Source organism: Alphaproteobacteria bacterium, from assembly GCA_024244705.1.
Taxonomy (GTDB): domain Bacteria; phylum Pseudomonadota; class Alphaproteobacteria; order JAAEOK01; family JAAEOK01; genus JAAEOK01.
Map to the genome: position 1 here is coordinate 49,165 of JAAEOK010000056.1, position 17,458 is coordinate 66,622.

A 17,458-nucleotide genomic window follows, 5' to 3' on the forward strand; every position below is an offset into this window, starting at 1 on the left:
TTTCAGGTCTGTCCCCGCCTTGGACAGCCAATTCGTTCTATGGCGCCGTGAGACGGTCCCGTCCCGTGTCGATCACTTCGATATGCGCCGGCATCGCTACATTCTTTTCGAGGTCATGCTCCAAGAGAACATGGTCGTCGTCGCGGAATACTTCCCGAAAGCCGGCGAAGCGGTAGGTCACCATCATGATCCGGTTGCGTCCGGTGTGCCGGAATTCGGCTTGAAGTCGGGCTCCCGCATCCCTGGCACGGCGCATGATTTCACTGAGCAGCGTTACCCCGACACCGCGCGACATGACCCGGCAGGAAACGACCAGAAGCTTGAGGGTCCAGACGCTTTCGCCAACCTCGACAACGACAAGACCGACCTTGCCGTACCAGCCAAAGCGGTCGTTCAGTTCCGCCACCAGCATCAAATGATCGGACGACTGCCGGAAGGCGTCGAGCTCATCGAGCGTGTAATCATAACCGGTGGAGTTGAGCTGACTGGTCCGCGCAACCAGCTCTTCAACACGCCCCAAATCCTCGGTTTGGGCCGGGAAGATCGAGAGCTCCATGCCGAGCGAGGCCTGAAATTCGGTCGCCGGCCCGTCAAACAGCTCTTCGGCGGCGCGACGCTTAAAGTCCTGTTGGTACATATGGCGTCGCCGGCCGCGTTCCGGTGTCTGCGGACCCGGTCTCAGTCGTGGGTGGTCGAGCAGGTTCAGCAGGTCTTGTCTGGCGTCGACGCACAAGACCTCGGGGTGGGCATGGCTGACCTCCGCGCGCTCATAGGCCTGGTCGTCGACGAACGCAAAGGTGTCGAGGCCCAGGTTCAGCGATTGCGAAATTTCTGCGAGTGAGTTCGACTTCGCCGTCCAATCAATGTGTGGACACAAAAAATAGTCGGCCAGGCCGAAGACCGTGAGTTGCTCCCACGCGGCCGCGTAATCGCCTTGGCTGGCGATGGCATGCAGCACGCCGTGACCATCGAGGATCCGAATCAGCTCGGCCGAATCCGCGCGCAGGCTGACCGGCCCCTCCAATAGGACGCCGTCCCACAGCGTGTTATCGAGATCCCACACCAGGCACTTTATCGGCTGCGCCGCCGGCGATCCGTCCATCACGTGCTCTCCGCCGGCGGCGGACCGGACCCGACGGGATGCTGGCGATAGGCATGACCGGCGATCGACAGCTGACTGATCTCCGAGCTGCCCTCGATGATCTCCATGACCTTTGCGTCGCGCAGGATGCGGGCTACGGGATAGCGGTCGCTGCAGCCGTTGGCGCCGAGCAGCTGAACCGCGTCGACGGCGGCCCGCATGGCCGCTTTCGAGGCGAAATACTTGGCGATAATGGTTTCCATGACGGCGTTCGGGTCTCCCGCCTCCCTCAGCGTGCCGGCGCGCCGACACAGCAGGTCGGCGGCGTGCTGGCCGGTGAGCATATCGGCAATGATCCGGCGCACCAGTTGATGCTGGCTCAACTCGGCGCCGAACTGAGACCGCTCGCTGGTGTACCGCGTCGCCGTGTCCAGACAGGCGCGGATCATGCCGACGCAACTCCACGCCACGCCGTAACGGCCATGATCGAGGGCAGTCGCCGCGACCAGCGAGAAACCGCTTCCCGGCCGGGCCAGCACCTGATCCGCCGCAACCACACAACCGTCGAAATCCAAGGTCGCCAACATCGCGCCGCGGGCGCCCAGCATGCCGGCGATCGGGGTGACCGAGAGACCTTCGCTCCGGCGATCGACAATGAACGCCGTCGCCTCTCCCTCGCACTGCGCGAGGACCAGGAACAGATCGGCGATTTGCCCCAGGGTGATCCAGGTCTTCGTCCCCTGCAGCCGAAAGCCGTCGGTCACCGGCACCGCGGACAATTCCGGATGGGCCGCATCGCTGCCCACCGCGGGTTCGCTCAGCGCAAAAGCGGCGATCCGGTCGCCATTCGATAGCAGGGGCAGGTACCGATCGCGTTGCGACGTCGACCCGCAGCGATGGATCGCCTGAGCCACCATGCCGTGGGCGGTCAGCAGACTGCGCGTCGCCGCGCACGCATAGCCGACCTCCTCGTTCAATAGGCCATAGACGGTCATGTCCATGGCCTCGCCGCCCCATTTCTTCGGCAGCCATGGCGTGAGATAGCCCGCGCCCGCGATCTTGCGAATGACGTCGTGGTCGAGTTTCTCTTCACGATCGAACCGCGCGGCATGGGGCGCGATGGTCGCCTCGACGAAGGATCGAAACTCCTCGCGCCTTGCCACGCCTGGTTCGCCGTTCTCGATCATGTCTCAGCCTTGCGATAGTGCGCTTTTGCGGGTTACGAATTCCGCCAGTTCGTTGACCGAGCGAAAATTGGCGAGGTCGAGATCGTCATCCTCGACCACGACGCCGAATTCCTGCTCGGTGAAGGCGACCAGCTGCACGGCAAACAGCGAATCGACCACGCCGGCCTCGAATATGTCGGTGTCGTCATCGATGTCGTCGCGCCGCATTGCGCGCCGGAAGTATGATTTCACTCGCCCCTTTATCGTCGCGGGCATTCGGCCACCCATGTGTCAGTAAGCGAAGAACCCACGACCGCTCTTGCGGCCGAGATTGCCCTCTTCGACCATTTTCTCAAGCAGCGGACAAGGGCGGAATTTGCTGCCACCCAAACACGCCTCCAATACTCTTAACGAATCGAGGATCGTATCCAACCCGATGAGATCCGCCGTTTCCAGCGGCCCCATCTTGTGATCGAAGCACGACTTGAAGATGGCGTCCACGTCTTCGGCCACGGCAACGCCTTCGTGAATGAGAAAAATCGCCTCGTTGATGGTCGGCATCAACACGCGGTTCGAGACGAAACCCGGAGAATCGCGCACGACCACATACTTCTTTCCCACCTCATCGAGGAATCGGCCGGTTTCGCGCAGGGTATCCGGCGACGTCATTTCGCCCGGAATGACCTCGACCGTGTCCTTGAGCGGGACCGGATTCATGAAATGGACGCCGATCAGCCTTCCCGGCAGCCCGATGAACGATCCGAGCCGGGTTATCGGAATACAGGACGTATTGGCGATCAATATGCAAGACGGCGCGACCACCTTTTCGAGCGCCTCGAAGACCTCGCGCTTGAGGTCAATATTTTCGTTGACGTTTTCGATGACGAAATCGGCGTCGGCGAGCGTTTGATAGTCGGTCGAGAGGCCAAGCCGCGCCATTGTCGCGTCGACCGTCTCGGCCCTCTTCGACTTTGTGAACATGGCCCGCGCGCCGAGACTCCGCCGGATGCGCGTCGCCGCCGCATCGAGCGCCGACGATTCAATATCGACCAGAACCGGCCCATATCCCTGTTGCAGGAGGTCTTCGCAAAGGCCGGCACCCATGATACCGGCCCCAACCACCCCGACGACCCTTTCTTGGTCTTTCATTGCCCGTTCGCAGCCACTTTCGACCCGGCGACCTTACCATCCAGGATACGGCACCTCCACCGGTGCGGCGCAGCCCGTCCGGCATTCGAGAACCGAGACCGCTCCACCGTCTGACGTGGATTTTTGGTGCGTGGCCACAGGCACCAGGTCAAAAAATGTCCGCGACACAAAAAAAACCTACTATTTGGTGACCGGCGTCACAGATTTGGACCCAAAGTATGGTTAATACTCCCATCGACGAGCCGCTGATGGCTCGCCGACTTGGACAGGAACCGACCCGTGCACATACAAAATTATGTCACCGCCGTTGCCGATTTGACCGTTCTGACGATCGGGTTCGCGCTTTTTGCTGTGCCGTTCGGGTTGGTTCTGTTCTCGCCTCTGATCATGGGCCTGTGACGCGGCGCGGAGATATCCGCCGTTCGACGCCATCCCCTCCCCCGACGAGAGATATCGCTAGGTAGGTGCGGTCGATTCTGCCGCAGCGACCAAGGCGTCGCCCGGGGACGGCGAGGCGCCGCCCCCGTCAACGCCGCTCGCGCTAGGCGGCCTCACGGATGGTGTCACCGAGAGTTCCGAACAGCTCGTCGATCTGCGGCTTTTCGATGATCAGCGGCGGCGACAGGGCGATGATGTCGCCGGTGGTGCGAATCAGAACACCCTTTTCGTAGCATTTGAGGAAGATATCGAAGGCGCGCGCCGTCGGCTTGTCGGCGATCGGCTCGAGCTCGATACCGGCGATCAGGCCGAGATTGCGCAGGTCGATGACATTGCGGGTGCCTTTCAGCGAATGCACCGCGTCGGCCCAATAGTCATCGAGCTCCCCGGCGCGTTCGAACAGCCCGTCCTCCTTGTAGATGTCGAGGGCGGCGAGCCCCGCGGCGCAGGCCAGCGGGTGCCCCGAATAGGTATAGCCGTGGAACAGATCGATGACGTTGTCGGGACCGTCCATGAAGGCGTCGTAGATACCCTTGCGGACGAACACGCCGCCCATCGGCACGGTGCCGTTGGTCAGGCCCTTGGCCACCGTCATCATGTCGGGCACGACGTCGAAATATTCGGCCGCGAAGGACTTGCCGAGACGGCCGAATCCGGTGATGACCTCGTCGAAGACAAGCAGAATGCCGTGGCGGTCGCAGATCTCGCGCAAACGCTTGAGATAGCCCTTGGGCGGGATCAGCACGCCGGTCGAGCCGGCGACCGGTTCGACGATCACCGCCGCGATCGTGCTCGGGTCGTGCAGGGCGACGATCCCCTCCAACTGGTCGGCGAGTTCGGCGCCCCATTCCGGGATGCCGCGGCTGAATGCATTCTTCTCCAGGTTGTGGGTATGCGGCAGGTGGTCGACGCCGGGCAGCAGACTGCCGAAGAACTTTCGGTTGGCGGAGATGCCGCCGACCGAAATGCCGCCGAAACCGACGCCGTGATAGCCGCGCTCGCGCCCGATCAGGCGGGTGCGCTGGCCGTCGCCGCGAACGCGGTGGTAGGCGAGCGCGATCTTGAGCGCGCTATCGACCGATTCGGACCCCGAGTTGGTGAAAAACACGTGGTCGAGGTCGCCGGGGAGCATCGCGGTCAGGCGCGCCGCCAACTCGAAGGCCGCCGGATGGCCCATTTGAAAGGCCGGCGCATAATCCATCTCCTTGACCTGGGCCGAAACCGCCTCGACGATCTTTTCGCGACCGTGGCCCGCATTGACGCACCACAGGCCGGCCGTGCCGTCGAGAATCCGGCGCCCGTCATGGGATGTGTAATGCATGTCCTTGGCCGAGACCAAAAGCCGTGGATTGGCCTTGAATTGCTTGTTCGCCGTAAACGGCATCCAGAACGGCTCTAGATTGTTGGCGGTAAGCCGTGTCGCCGCTTTTGTCGTCATGTCGTCATCCTGAGAAAGAGTGTCGGTTGTCGGTCATATGGGGCCAAGTATGACCCGGTTGCAAGACAAGAGCGCCCTTGTGGATGCGGTCATCTGACGCGCGACGGTGGCCGGTTCGTGCCGCACTTGTTAGGCTGGGCCGCTGAAACCGGATGATGAGGGCGACCGGAATGCATTGCTGCCTCGCGAGCGAACACCCAGGAGCGGGCGCGGGCGCATGAAGATTTGTATCTTTGGCGCCGGCGCAATCGGTGCCGCCGTTGGCGCGCAATTGCACCGGGCCGGCAGCGACGTGACGCTGATCGCCCGCGGCGCCCACCTCGCCGCCATGCGGGAAAAGGGCCTGACCGTGATTCGCGGCGACGACCGCATCACCGTTTCGCCGCCCTGCACCGACGATCCCGCCGCCGCCGGACCGCAGGATCTTGTCATCGTAACCGTCAAGGCCCATACCGCGCCGGCCATCGTCGACATGATGCAACCCCTCCTCGGCCCGGAAACGGCGGTGGTGACCGCGATGAACGGGATCCCGTGGTGGTACTTCCACGGATTGTCGGTACCGGGCGGCGCGCACTGGCTCGAGAGCGTCGACCCCGGCGGCGTGCAATGGCGCGGAATCGGCCCTCAGCGCGCCATCGGCGGTGTCGTCTATACGGCGGGTGAGGTCGTCGAGCCGGGCGTCATCGCGCAGGGTCAACGCAGCCGGATCGACATCGGCGAACCCGACGGCACCCTATCGCCGCGCTGCCGCGTACTCGCCGAAGCCCTGACGGCGGCCGGGATCGAGGCACCGGTGCGGCGACGCATTCGCGACGACATCTGGCTCAAGCTGTGGGGAAATCTGTCGTTCAATCCGGTCAGCGTCCTGACCCACGGAACCCTACGCGGCATGGCCGCTGATGACGGCGTCCGCGCCGTCTTGCGGGGGATGATGACCGAGGCCCGTGCGGTTGGTGAAGCCTTTGGCGTTGGGTTCGAGATGGACGTCGAGGCGCGCATCGAGATGGCGGCCGATGTCGGCCACCATCGCAGTTCGATGCTTCAGGACTTGCTGCAGGAGCGGTCGATGGAGATCGGCCCCATCGTGACCGCAGTCCAGGAAATGGCGCGCCTGGCCGATATCCCGACGCCGACGATCGACATGGTGTTGGCCCTGGTCAAGCACCGGGCGGCCACCGCCAAGGGAACCGCCTGACGGCCACGCGAGCGCCGTGTGACAGCTCAGGCCGCGGTCGAAGCCGAGCTCCGTAAGCAACCGAATTATCGATATTTTCTCTAAGTTTTTACCGTTCCGTAAGGAACCGCACCTAGGATCGCGGCAGAGCCCGGAACTTGGGAAGGCACCAATATGCGTACCATCAAATGGCGTCGCGCCCTGGCCATGACAGCGGTGTGTTCGACCCTGGCCTTGAGCGCCTGTACGACCGATCCGGTCATGGAATCGATGACCAAGGACCCGCGCTTGTCGCCGCAAGAGCAGACCATCGCGACCGCGCAGCGGTTCATGCGCCTAGGCGACGCGGCGATGGCAGCCGGTGATGCGCGTACCGCGGTCGGGTTCTACAGCCGGGCGGTGCGGCTCGAATCCGATGACTATCCAATGTTGATCCAGCTCGGCGACGCGCTCAATGATCTCGGCGCCTATGCCTTCGCAGCCGAGGCCTATCAGAAGGTGCTCGAATTCGCGCCACGCGACCCCGAGGCACTGCGCGGCCTGGGCAATGCCATGCTGGCCCAGAACCGTCCGTTGCTGGCGCGCGAGAAATACGAAACCGCGCTGGAGGTCTCCGCAGACCCGCGGCTACTCGGCGCCATCGGCATCACGCTCGATATGACCGGCGACCACAAGGCAGCGCAATCCTATTACCGCAAAGGCCTGGAACAGGCCCCCGGCAATCTGACACTCAACAACAACCTCGCCCTGTCGTTGACGCTCGACGGCCAGCACGGCGAGGCCATCGATATCCTGAAGCAGGTCGCCACCGACCCCAACGCCAATCTGCGCCATCGCCAGAACCTGGCGCTGGTATTCGGGCTCGCCGGCCGTACCAAGGACGCGCGCATGGTCTCGGAAATGGATTTCGATCCGCAGACAGTGGCCGAGAATCTGGCCTACTACGAAGTACTGCGAGATTTGCCGGACAAGGCCAAATATCTCCTCGGCCCCAATCGCCAACGATTCGCGGTGACGAAGGAGCCTCAGACGCCGGTACCTCCGGCGCGCGCCAGCGCCAAAGCGGCGGATACGCCGGCGGAAACGGCGACCGCAATTCCCGACGCCGCGGTGGTGAATTCGCCCTTGCCGGCACCTGAAATCAACCGCGCGGACTTCAACGCCGCGGCAACGCCTGCCGCCTTGCCGCCGGTCGGCCCACAGCAACTCGATGTCCCGGTGCGGGCTTGGGACGTTCCGGAAGATGTCACCGAAACGGCACCGATCGTACGCCGGCCGGCGACGGCCGATATCGTACCGACCGCCCCGGCTGAACTGCCGCCGGCCTACTACCTGGCGCCCGATCCGGTTCATTCGATCGCACCGTCGGAGGTGCCGCCGGCGGCCGCCCCTGCCGCAGCGCAAGACGGCGAGCCGGTTCCCGACGATAATGCGCCGGCGACGGTCGCTTCGACGATGACCATCACCTAATCCGACGACGTTCCGAACGCGATGACGACGCGGCCGCCCCGTCAATCGGGGCGGCCTTTCTTGTGTCAGCGATTTCGATTGATCTCAACCGCGGCGGCGTTCACCTTCGCCGCCAATTGGATGCCGGGACGAAGTCCCGCCGCGCGGCCGCACACCGGTTGGAGGTTTAGTAGCCGAGACCGCGCATGGCATCGATCGTCCGCAGGATGGCGGGACCGATCAGGACGATGAACAGACAAGGGAGAATGAAGACGATCATCGGCACCGTCAGGATCGCCGGCAACCGGGCCGCCTTTTCCTCGGCGCGCAACATCCGCTGATCGCGAAATTCCGCCGACAGGACGCGCAAGGACTGGGCCAGCGGGGTGCCGAATTTCTCGGTCTGCAGCAGCGTATTCACCATGCCGCGGGTTTCCATCATGTTGGTCCGCGCACTCAGGTTGTGGAACGCCTTGGAGCGTTCCGGCAGGAAACCGAGCTCGATAGCCGCCAGCCCGAGTTCGTCCGCCAACACCGGGGCGGCGGCCGCCACCTCCCGCGACACCCGCGCCAATGTCGAATCGATGCTGAGCCCGGCTTCGGCGCAGATGACCATCAAGTCGAGCCCGTCGGGCATCGCTTTTCGGATTGCATGCTGCCGCTTGGTCGCTTGGTTCTTGACCATAACATCCGGCAGGTAGTAGCCAATCCCGGCAAAGACGACGACCAGGACCAGTTTGGCGATATCGGGCATCTTGTAGACGCCGAGCGCGAACAGGACGAATGCGGTGGCGGCACCGAACAGGACCGGCATGGCGACCTTGAAGAAGATAAACACGACGACCGCGTCTTTCGAACGCCACCCCGCGGTCGCCAACCGTTGGCCGACGCTCTTGCTTTTTTGGAAGCGAGAGAGATTGAGGCTCTTGACGGTGTTCAGCATCATGCCGAATCCGCGAACCTTGCGCTCGTGGCGACGCTTCGGCGCCAGGAGATCGGCTTTTAACTCGACCTGCCGCGATTTCAGCGCCTTCATGCGCGGCCCGACCGGATCGCGGACGAGGAGCACGTTCCACAACACATAGACGCTGATGAACGCGGCCACCGCCGCCAACAGCAATACGACGCCGTCCGGGGACAGACCGAAGGGAAGGAAGTTTTCGAGCTTCATATCTCGAACTTCACCAGTTTGTACATGGTCGCAACGCCGAGGCTGAGAGACACAAACCCGGCGCCTAGCAACAAATTACCGCGCGGATCCCAGAACAGCTGCATGACATATTGGCTGCTGACCAAATAGATGATGCCAAACATGATGAAGGGTAGTGCGCCGATGATGTAGGCGCTGGCGCGAGCTTCACTCGACAGGGCGCGAATCTTGAGCTTCATCTGACGACGCCGTCGCAGGAGGTCTGCGAGGTTCTCCAGTGTTTCGGCCAGGTTGCCGCCGGTCTCCTTCTGAATCGACATGCTGACAACGAAAAACTTAAACTCCGGAATATCGATGCGGCCGGCAGTTTCCCACATTGCCTGTTCCAAGGTCTGACCTAGTTTGACGCTGCTTGAGATCTGAGCGAATTCAACACCAACCGGCTTCGGGATTTCCTGCGCTACGGTGCGGATCGATTCCGAAACGGGCAGTCCACTCTTTAGCCCCCGTACAATAAGCTCGATAGCTTCCGGAAAATTATCGATGAACTTGTAGAGGCGCCGGTTGATTAAGAAACTTGTGGTCACGTGGGGTAGACCAAACCCGATCGCAACACCACCGACGACAGCGACGAGAACGCCCAGCTTGAAGAAGAAGTAGACCACACCCGCGCCGAAGAGACCGACTACGCAGCAGGCCATCACATATTCGCCAATAGTAAGGTTAAAACCCGTCTTGGCCAGTCGGCGGCGCATCAGCACGGGCCGCGGCAGCAATTTTTTCACCGCGCGATCGAGTACCGCGAATGAACTGTCCGTCCCCGACCTCCTAATGCCGATGGTTTGGTCCATCTCCATGCGCCCGCCACGCAGGCCACCGGTGACCAGGTGGTCCACCCGACGCTTAGTCTGGCGTTTCGGCGAATCTGCCTCCGACTTGATGAGTATCGTTATCAGAATGACGGCCAGAACCAGTGCCGCCGAAACCAATGCGTAAACCAACTCCGGGTTGCGTTCGGCGAGTACAAAGAGCTTGGACATTAGATGACGTCCATCAACGCGCGGCCGAGCCCATAATATTCGGCCTTCGGCGTAAACACTGGACGCAGGTTGCAGGATTCGAACCTTCCCAGCAAGCGCCCGCTGGAATCTTCACTTTCGTATTGGTACGAAAACAGCTCCTGCGTCGTGATGACATCGCCCTCCATGCCGACGATCTCTACTATGTTCGTGACGCGGCGCATGCCGTCACGCATGCGCGAAATCTGGATGATCATGTCGATTGCCGAGGAAATCTGCGTGCGTACGGCTTTCGACGGGAGATTGATCCCAGCCATTCCGACCATGTTTTCGAGCCGGGTCAGCGATTCGCGTGGACGGTTGGCGTGGATCGTACCAAGCGATCCTTCGTGGCCGGTGTTCATAGCCTGCAACATGTCGACCGCCTCGGAACTGCGCACCTCGCCGACTATGATGCGATCCGGGCGCATGCGGAGCGAATTCTTGACTAAATCGCGCATCGTAATTTCGCCCTCGCCTTCGAGGTTCGGCGGTCGCGTCTCCAGGCGCACGATGTGGGGCTGCTGCAGTTTGAGTTCCGCCGCGTCCTCGATGGTGACTATGCGTTCGTTATCGTCGATCATTGCCGAAATCGCGTTGAGCAATGTCGTTTTGCCCGAACCCGTTCCGCCGGATATCAGGATATTTAGGCGCGAGCGCGCGGCGATTTGCAGAAGGATGGCGATTTCGCGCGACAGATTTTGCTGCTTGACCATCTGGTCCAGCGTGATCGCCTGCTTCGAGAACTTGCGAATAGAGATGCTTGGTCCATCGACTGCAAGCGGCGGTATGATGATGTTTACGCGACTGCCGTCCGCCAGACGCGCATCGCAGAGCGGACTCGATTCGTCGACCCGGCGCCCGATTCGGGTAACGATTCGAGTGGCGATATTGAGAACATGCGAATTGTCGCGAAATCCAACATCGGTCAATTCGAGTTTGCCGGCCCGTTCGATAAAGACTTGATTGTGCCCATTGACCAGAATGTCGTTCACCGAGTCGTCGGCGAGCAACGGTTCGAGAGGGCCCAATCCGAGCATATCGTTGAGCAGCCTGGTAACCAGCTCGCGGTGCTCGAGGCTGTTGAGGCGGATTTTCTCCTCGAACAGAATTTCGGTGACCAGATCGGAGATCTGGCCGGAAAGGTCTTCACGAGTCAGCTTGGCGGCGGCGGCGGCGTCAATACGTTCCATCAGGATCGGCGCCACGATCTCCTTTGCGGTCTCCACGCTCGCCTTGCTGGTCGATACCGAACCGCTTTTGCCACTGGCACGCTTCCGGCTGCCACGATTCCGTGTTGCCGCCCGGGCCGCCTTCGACGCGCGCTTGGACGACGGCGCGGGTTCGCCGTCACCGTCGGCGGCAGCGTCATCGCTCATCGCATCGGTCGTTTCGGGAGCCTTTTCAAGATCGCGCAGGACGCGGAACGTAATCGAGTCGAGACGCTTGGAGTCGAGATCCTCTCCGGATTCCGCGAGCCAGGATACGAAGAACCGCCGTATTTCGCGAGTGAGTTCCTGCCTGTCCCCACCCTCGACGATGCCGTCGTCGATGAGGGTCCTTACGTGGTCGAGCGCCTTTTCTTTAGCAGATCCGAACTCGGCATCGGGCGCAGAAACCGACCCGCCCGAGGTACCTGTGGTTGCGTCGCTCGGTCGCGCGTTGGATCGTGTCGTTGGCAATCGCGGGCGCGTGGGCGGCCGTGTCCCGTTGCCATCGCGGCGGCCAAATCCCTTGGTCTTCATTTCCTGCCTAACAGGCGCAACAGGGCGCTCCGTTTGCGCTTTGGCGGAGTGCCGGCAATATCGTCGCACAACGACCGCAACGCCATAACCGTCTTGCTTTTCTTGGCAGCAACCGCCAACGGACGGCCAACATTCGCCGCCACGGAAACCGACTTCACGTCTTCCGGTATCACACAATCGATTGCATGCTCGATTCCCTTTTCGAAGTCGGTGCGATTGATCGGCCCCTTACGTCCTTGGGGCATCCGATTGACAACCACCTTTGAGTCAACTTGCGGCGCAATGCTCTTCATCGCGGAGACCAGCCGCATTGTGTCACGCATTCCGGAAAGCGTCATATCGGTGACGAACACGATCAGGTCCGCCATTGATATCAGTTCCGGTGGAGTCGTTAAGAAATGGCGCGGAAGATCGACCACCACTGTTCGAAAGTCGTGCCGAAGTTCGGTCATCAAGATGTCGAGGGCATGGGCATCGAACTCAAACCCGTTTTCGATTGGCTCCTCCGCGCCAAAAATATGCAGCCGTTCGTGCGCCGGCACCGCGATGCTGGAAATGAATAGGCTGTCGACGCGATCGGGATGCTCGAGCGCATCACGCAGGCCGCGGCCGGGTTCTAGATCGAGCGTGAAAGTCGATGTGCCGAAATACAGGTCCAAATCGACCAAGGCGATTTTCTGATCCGGGCGCTGGGCCAGGATCCATGCCGCGTTGAGAGCAACCGTACTGGCGCCGACGCCGCCGCGCGAACCAACCACGACCACCATTCGGCCGGGTTTGCCGAGTTCCTTGTCGGTCGCGCTCTCTGGTGGACGCAATGCATTGGCGACTGCGGTCCGGACATGCTCCTCACGGCACGGCTTGACCAGATAATCGGCCACGCCACATGCGACAAGGTCGCGGAACAAATTGACATCGTTGGCCTTTCCGACCGCGAGAACCGACGTTCCCGGATTGCAGACTTCGGCCAACGCATCGATATCGGCGAGCGGATCATTGGAGTTCTCGACGTCGACAACGATCAAAGGTGGGCAGGCGGCGCCGCCCTCCAAATATTCCACGGTCACGGCAATACCGCCGCTTTCCGACCGCACCTCCAAACCCGCCTCGTCCAGCGCTTCGCCAAAAACAGTGCGGGTTTCGTCGTCCTCGACGACGACCAAGGCACGGAGCGCCTCCGGCATCTTTTCCAGCGTCGTTCCCGGTCTCGGTATTGCGGTCACCTTGGGCCTCCTCGAAATGGGGTTACTTGGTCGACGGCGCCTTCGCCTTCTTTGCCTTGCCCTGGCGGTAACGGCTGACCACCGCGGCATTGACCGACGCATCGCTGGGGCCGATCGCGCGGCCAACGATGAGGTCCCTGGGATCGGCCACCATCAGACCGAGATTGGCTTCGGTGGCGCAGCCGTAGTTGCTGGAGACCGTATTGTTGGGGTCGGAACGAGACGGCTTGCGCCAGTCGGGGCAGTTGGGCGGAACCACGATGTACCGCGCCAGGGTTACCGTCACGTGCTCGTCCGGCACAATGGCCGCCGGCGACGATGAGGGTCCCGGCTCGGAGACGAGGTGGTTGAAGCGGAGGATGCGGTCGATTGCGGCCTGACGTTGTTGCCCGACCGAACCCCCGGAGGCGCCGCCGATTTCGACAAACACCTGATCGAGGGTCGGGTCCGCATCATGGCGATCGAGAAATGATTGCAGCCGCCCGCGTTCCTCGGCACTGAGCGTGGTACCGCCGGGCGCAAACATGACGTCGTGGTCGATCATCACCCACTCGACGGAGTTCTTGTGCTGCGCCTCGGCGCCGGTCCAGTACTCGGGTCCGCCCTCGCAGCCGGCAAGCGCGATGGCGATCAAGACCGGGAAAACAAGTCTTTTCATGGCAAGCCCCCTTTCACGTGCTCAGTCGAGGATGTAGCCGGCCGGCCCGGTCAGACCGAGACCGCGTCGTTCGCTCGGCTGCGCCTGAGGCACACCGACCGATTCTTCGTACAGCTTGCCGTGCAGCACCCGCGACTTGTCGCTCGGTGCCACGAATCCATCGGTCGGCAGGGCCACATTCTTGTCGGAGATCGGATGGACGATGTAGGGCGTGACCAGAATGATCAGCTCGGTTTCGTTACGGTTGAACTCCTCGGACCGGAACAGGCGCCCGAGAACCGGGACATCGCCGAGGCCCGGAAACTTGCGAATGTTCTCGACCACATTGTTCTGCAGCAAGCCGGCGATCGCAAATGATTGACCGCTGCCGAGCTCGACCGTCGTTTGCGCCCGGCGCGTCGTCAGCGCTGGTATCGCAAAGTTGTTGGCCTCGACCGCACCCGCCGCCGACAACTGGCTGACCTCCGGCGATACGCGGAGATTGATCCGCTCCGGCGCGATTATGGTCGGCGTGAATGCCAGCGAGACGCCGAATTCCTTGAATTCGATGGTCACCGCGCCTTCATCCTGCTGCACCGGAATCGGAAATTCGCCGCCGGCGAGAAACGTCGCCGTCTCGCCCGACATCGCGGTGAGATTCGGCTGCGCCAGGACCGAGATCAGGCCCTCATTGTCGAGGGCATCGATCAGGACATTGATGTCGACATTGCTGTCAGTGAAAGACGCCACGACGGTGTCAGAGGTTTCGTCGCGGAGAAACGCGTTACCCAGCGTCAGGAACTCGCGGCCGGTGGCGATTCCAAACAGGAACCCGGCGCCGGTATTGATGATCGATTCCCAATTGATGCCGAGCCGTTTAACCACCTCGCGCGAAACCTCGGCTATCTTGACCTTCAAATGGACCTGGTTGGCGCCGGTCACGATGACCCGGTTGATGATCGATCCTTTACCGACAAAAGAGGCGGCGATCCGGCGCAGATCTTCCGATTCACCTGGCGTACCGACATGACCGTCGAGAACCAGCGCGCCATCCAGCGAGGTCGCGCGAACGGTGGTACCCGGCAGGAACTGGTCGAGCGCCGAGCGCAGGCGCGACAGATTGTGCGTCACCCGGACGATCCGGCTCAGCACGACGCGTTCGTCTTCGGTCAACCCGTAGAGCACGGTTTCGCCGATCCGCTTCGCATAGACATAGATCAAGGTCGGTGTCTTGACCTGGATGTCGGCGATCGCCGGGTCGGCGAGGAATACCGTGGAAACGGGTTCGTCGAGACGGATTAAGGTGCCCTTGCGGATGTCCAGATTGAGCACCTTGCCCTGTGTCGGCACGACCTGATCGGCTCGGACCGGTTGGCCGACGCCGCCGAGGACGACCAGGGCCAAGGCCAACAACAAGGCAATTAGAACACCACTGACGCGATCAATCATCGCTCATCACTCCCCTTCGGAGATGACTTCGACGGCACCGTCCTCCCCGTTTTCGGCATCGCTTTCGTCGCCCTCTCGTTTCGCTTCCTCTTCGTCATCCTGCTCGGCTTCGGACGGCGACGCTTTGGCCGCCAACGACTGGCGCCTGCCGCCGCGAATGATCGTCACCTTTTTCCGCTTGGCGCGGTCCAGCAGCAGCAGGCTGACTTCTTGACCGAAGGTGTATCCGCGACCGTCATCTTGTCGATTGCGGTCCGGGGCGAGCGGGTTCCCGCCACTTGACTCCCAGATCGACATGATCGGATCGCCACCTCCCGCGACGCCCTCGGAATCGGTGCTCGCGACCCCGGCGCTATCGCCGGCGATGCTGCTGGGCGCCGCGCCGGCACCGGTATCGGCCATGGGGGTCCGCAGGCTGGCGGTCATGATCGGGCGCTCGTTCGGGATCAGCTCCGCCGCATTGGCGTAATCGGCGCGGGCGCCGTCGGCTGATGACGCCTTGCGCTCGTCGGACGACGATTCGGGGCCGTTTTCACCTGCGGCGGCGGGCTGGGTCGCCTCGGCGAGGACCGCTTCGTCCTCGGCCAGACTGCGCAAACTCAGAGACAGACTCCCCAGCCGTCGGGCGACGGTGACCATTTCCACCTGTTTGGGGTCGACCTCGAAAGTCAGGGTCTTGGAGACCTTCGCCGCACCTTCCTTTTGATTGAGACGCTGGTCGATGGCGATGACCCGGAGGTCCGGTATCAGCGTTTCGGTAGCGTAGGACCGCCTACCAAGACGGTGGGTAAGCAACATGTCGACGTGGTCACCCGGTAGTACGAATCCGGCGACCCCGGTGGTGACGCTGATCGGAATGGTGATGGCTCGTTTTCCGGGCCGCAGAGCGGCCGCCAAGAAACCCCGTTCCCCGCGACGAACGAGACGTGCACTGGTTACCGGCTCGCCCTGCACGATGGGAAAACGCACGACGGCGCCTTCAAAGGACTTGGGATCGCTGCCCTCGCCCCGGACGATGTAAGCCTTGTCGAGGGTCTCGTCCGGCCAGGCCTGCCAGCGCAAATCCTCTTCCTTGACAAATGTGCCACGGGCCAAGTGTTTCTTGGCGACGAGAATGTAATCGGCTTCGGGCTCTTCGCCTCGGTCGATCATCCGCAACGCCTCCAGGGCCGCGCGTTCGGCGTCGAGCCATGATTGCGCGAAATAGACGGCGCCCCCGGCAACGAGCACGGCGGTCAAGAATAGAAGTACATTGCGTATCGACATTATTTCCTCCGTCGCGGCCGATTTGTTCAGCCGAAGGCGAGCCAGCCAACCGCAAAAAGACCGCCCGTCGCGATGGCCGCGCCATAGGGCACCGTCATCTTCATCAACGGTGTGAAGCGGAGACCGGAAACGGCCTCGCGCAACGGCACGGATTGCTCGAGGCTCGATCTAAGTCCCAGCGCCACCGCCAATACGAGGCTGGACACTGCGACCACGATCAGGAACGGGAGCATGGCCGCGGGCCCGGCCCACAGTGCGGAAACAGTCAACAACTTGACATCGCCGCCGCCCATTCCGCCCATCGAGAACATGACAAACCCGATCACGAAGACGACCACGGCGCAGCCGACGGCGAATCCGATCTGCGCCCAATCGGGCGCCACCGGGATTGCCAGCAAGTAGGCCGGATACAAGACGAGCAGGGATACGGGAATTCGGTTCGGAATTCTGAAATAGCGAAGATCGCTGACCGCGGCTCCGACGAACAGCGCGGCGACGAGTACCAAAACGAATAATTCAACAGGTGCCGCAATCATCGTGAGATTTCACATTTTCGAGGGACGGGCCGTGGGCAAATTGGGGCGAAGAGGGGGAAGTGGCGGCGACCCGGTTTCTGGTGCGCCGCCGGCAAGGTGCGGGATCATCGCTTGGTCAATCCCGGAACCTTGCCTTTCCCCCTTTTCTTCGATATCGCGTCGTTTCGGATTAGGCGCCGGAGGGCACCGCGGCTCCGAGCGTGTCGGCGACAAACTGGAAGATCGTTTGCAGCGAGCTGCCCAGGGCAATCAGCGCAGCAATGGCTGCCACCGAAACGAGCGCGGCGATCAGGCCATATTCGATAGCCGTCGCGCCGGACTCATCGCGCATCAATGCGCTAAATTTCTTGTACATCGCATTAGCCTCCTATCGAGTAGCAAGAAGGCCGCTTTTTGACATGGGAGGTCTTAAGGAACGGTAAAATGATCGAGAAAATAAAATGAAATGTATTTCAGTGTTTGATTGCAGTATTTGTAAATTTAGAGTTCGTTAGCGAAT

16 protein-coding genes are annotated in these 17,458 nt (G+C 61.8%); 2 read left to right on the top strand and 14 right to left on the bottom strand.

The window, feature by feature from the left end:
- Window positions 1-37: 37 nt before the first annotated feature.
- The 5 genes from GY791_09955 to GY791_09975 all read right to left on the bottom strand — a co-directional run bounded on the left by GY791_09955 (window position 38) and on the right by GY791_09975 (window position 5,272).
- Window positions 38-1,102, bottom strand: a complete 1,065-nt coding sequence (locus GY791_09955) for an HAD-IIIC family phosphatase (GenBank protein MCP4328742.1) — start codon at window positions 1,100-1,102, stop codon at window positions 38-40.
- Window positions 1,102-2,268: an acyl-CoA dehydrogenase gene (locus GY791_09960; GenBank protein MCP4328743.1), complete on the bottom strand. Its 1,167-nt coding sequence runs from the start codon at window positions 2,266-2,268 to the stop codon at window positions 1,102-1,104. Before GY791_09960 ends, GY791_09955 begins: the two co-directional genes overlap by 1 nt.
- 3 nt (window positions 2,269-2,271) lie before the next feature.
- The gene (locus tag GY791_09965; GenBank protein MCP4328744.1) at window positions 2,272-2,523 is read right to left on the bottom strand and encodes an acyl carrier protein; all 252 of its coding nucleotides are present in this window, start codon (window positions 2,521-2,523) and stop codon (window positions 2,272-2,274) included.
- 15 nt (window positions 2,524-2,538) lie between these two features.
- Window positions 2,539-3,396, bottom strand: a complete 858-nt coding sequence (locus GY791_09970; GenBank protein ID MCP4328745.1) for a 3-hydroxyacyl-CoA dehydrogenase family protein — start codon at window positions 3,394-3,396, stop codon at window positions 2,539-2,541.
- Between the two features lie 541 nt (window positions 3,397-3,937).
- Window positions 3,938-5,272 carry an aspartate aminotransferase family protein gene (locus GY791_09975; protein ID MCP4328746.1) on the bottom strand — a complete coding sequence of 445 codons (1,335 nt, stop codon included), beginning with the start codon at window positions 5,270-5,272 and terminating at the stop codon, window positions 3,938-3,940.
- Window positions 5,273-5,489: 217 nt separating this feature from the next.
- Here GY791_09975 and GY791_09980 point away from each other — a divergent pair, with 217 nt between their 5' ends.
- Window positions 5,490-6,467 carry a 2-dehydropantoate 2-reductase gene (locus tag GY791_09980; protein ID MCP4328747.1) on the top strand — a complete coding sequence of 326 codons (978 nt, stop codon included), beginning with the start codon at window positions 5,490-5,492 and terminating at the stop codon, window positions 6,465-6,467.
- A gap of 153 nt (window positions 6,468-6,620) precedes the next feature.
- Window positions 6,621-7,916, top strand: coding sequence for a tetratricopeptide repeat protein (locus tag GY791_09985; GenBank protein ID MCP4328748.1), 1,296 nt, complete (start codon window positions 6,621-6,623; stop codon window positions 7,914-7,916).
- Window positions 7,917-8,082: 166 nt separating this feature from the next.
- Here the strand turns inward: GY791_09985 and GY791_09990 are convergent, their stop codons facing one another.
- The 9 genes from GY791_09990 to GY791_10030 form a co-directional block, all read right to left on the bottom strand.
- Window positions 8,083-9,066 (bottom strand): type II secretion system F family protein, encoded by a 984-nt coding sequence (locus GY791_09990; GenBank protein MCP4328749.1) that lies wholly within the window; start codon window positions 9,064-9,066, stop codon window positions 8,083-8,085.
- On the bottom strand, window positions 9,063-10,085 hold the full coding sequence (locus GY791_09995; GenBank protein ID MCP4328750.1) for a type II secretion system F family protein: 1,023 nt from the start codon (window positions 10,083-10,085) through the stop codon (window positions 9,063-9,065). The genes GY791_09990 and GY791_09995 overlap by 4 nt, the downstream gene beginning before the upstream one ends.
- A complete protein-coding gene (locus tag GY791_10000) occupies window positions 10,085-11,482 on the bottom strand; it encodes a CpaF family protein (protein MCP4328751.1) in 1,398 nt (465 codons plus the stop codon). The genes GY791_09995 and GY791_10000 overlap by 1 nt, the downstream gene beginning before the upstream one ends.
- A gap of 362 nt (window positions 11,483-11,844) precedes the next feature.
- Window positions 11,845-13,071: a response regulator/pilus assembly protein gene (locus GY791_10005; protein MCP4328752.1), complete on the bottom strand. Its 1,227-nt coding sequence runs from the start codon at window positions 13,069-13,071 to the stop codon at window positions 11,845-11,847.
- Between the two features lie 22 nt (window positions 13,072-13,093).
- Window positions 13,094-13,729, bottom strand: a complete 636-nt coding sequence (locus tag GY791_10010) for a hypothetical protein (protein MCP4328753.1) — start codon at window positions 13,727-13,729, stop codon at window positions 13,094-13,096.
- 21 nt (window positions 13,730-13,750) lie between these two features.
- Window positions 13,751-15,157, bottom strand: a complete 1,407-nt coding sequence (locus tag GY791_10015; GenBank protein ID MCP4328754.1) for a type II and III secretion system protein family protein — start codon at window positions 15,155-15,157, stop codon at window positions 13,751-13,753.
- 6 nt (window positions 15,158-15,163) lie between these two features.
- A complete protein-coding gene (gene cpaB / locus GY791_10020; protein MCP4328755.1) occupies window positions 15,164-16,423 on the bottom strand; it encodes a Flp pilus assembly protein CpaB in 1,260 nt (419 codons plus the stop codon).
- 26 nt (window positions 16,424-16,449) lie between these two features.
- Window positions 16,450-16,959, bottom strand: a complete 510-nt coding sequence (locus tag GY791_10025; protein ID MCP4328756.1) for a hypothetical protein — start codon at window positions 16,957-16,959, stop codon at window positions 16,450-16,452.
- A gap of 169 nt (window positions 16,960-17,128) precedes the next feature.
- A complete protein-coding gene (locus tag GY791_10030; protein MCP4328757.1) occupies window positions 17,129-17,314 on the bottom strand; it encodes a Flp family type IVb pilin in 186 nt (61 codons plus the stop codon).
- Window positions 17,315-17,458: the final 144 nt, after the last annotated feature.

Excerpts from the sequence above, each read along its gene's own strand:
- GY791_09975 (MCP4328746.1), bottom strand. The coding sequence starts at position 5,272 with ATGACGACAAAAGCGGCGACACGGCTTACCGCCAACAATCTAGAGCCG.
- GY791_10010 (MCP4328753.1), bottom strand. The coding sequence starts at position 13,729 with ATGAAAAGACTTGTTTTCCCGGTCTTGATCGCCATCGCGCTTGCCGGC.
- GY791_09960 (MCP4328743.1), bottom strand. The coding sequence starts at position 2,268 with ATGATCGAGAACGGCGAACCAGGCGTGGCAAGGCGCGAGGAGTTTCGA.
- GY791_09955 (MCP4328742.1), bottom strand. The coding sequence starts at position 1,102 with ATGGACGGATCGCCGGCGGCGCAGCCGATAAAGTGCCTGGTGTGGGAT.
- GY791_09995 (MCP4328750.1), bottom strand. The coding sequence starts at position 10,085 with ATGTCCAAGCTCTTTGTACTCGCCGAACGCAACCCGGAGTTGGTTTAC.
- GY791_09985 (MCP4328748.1), top strand. The coding sequence starts at position 6,621 with ATGCGTACCATCAAATGGCGTCGCGCCCTGGCCATGACAGCGGTGTGT.
- GY791_10025 (MCP4328756.1), bottom strand. The coding sequence starts at position 16,959 with ATGATTGCGGCACCTGTTGAATTATTCGTTTTGGTACTCGTCGCCGCG.
- cpaB (MCP4328755.1), bottom strand. The coding sequence starts at position 16,423 with ATGTCGATACGCAATGTACTTCTATTCTTGACCGCCGTGCTCGTTGCC.
- GY791_09980 (MCP4328747.1), top strand. The coding sequence starts at position 5,490 with ATGAAGATTTGTATCTTTGGCGCCGGCGCAATCGGTGCCGCCGTTGGC.
- GY791_10015 (MCP4328754.1), bottom strand. The coding sequence starts at position 15,157 with ATGATTGATCGCGTCAGTGGTGTTCTAATTGCCTTGTTGTTGGCCTTG.
- GY791_10000 (MCP4328751.1), bottom strand. The coding sequence starts at position 11,482 with ATGAGCGATGACGCTGCCGCCGACGGTGACGGCGAACCCGCGCCGTCG.
- GY791_09965 (MCP4328744.1), bottom strand. The coding sequence starts at position 2,523 with ATGCCCGCGACGATAAAGGGGCGAGTGAAATCATACTTCCGGCGCGCA.
- GY791_10030 (MCP4328757.1), bottom strand. The coding sequence starts at position 17,314 with ATGTACAAGAAATTTAGCGCATTGATGCGCGATGAGTCCGGCGCGACG.
- GY791_09970 (MCP4328745.1), bottom strand. The coding sequence starts at position 3,396 with ATGAAAGACCAAGAAAGGGTCGTCGGGGTGGTTGGGGCCGGTATCATG.
- GY791_09990 (MCP4328749.1), bottom strand. The coding sequence starts at position 9,066 with ATGAAGCTCGAAAACTTCCTTCCCTTCGGTCTGTCCCCGGACGGCGTC.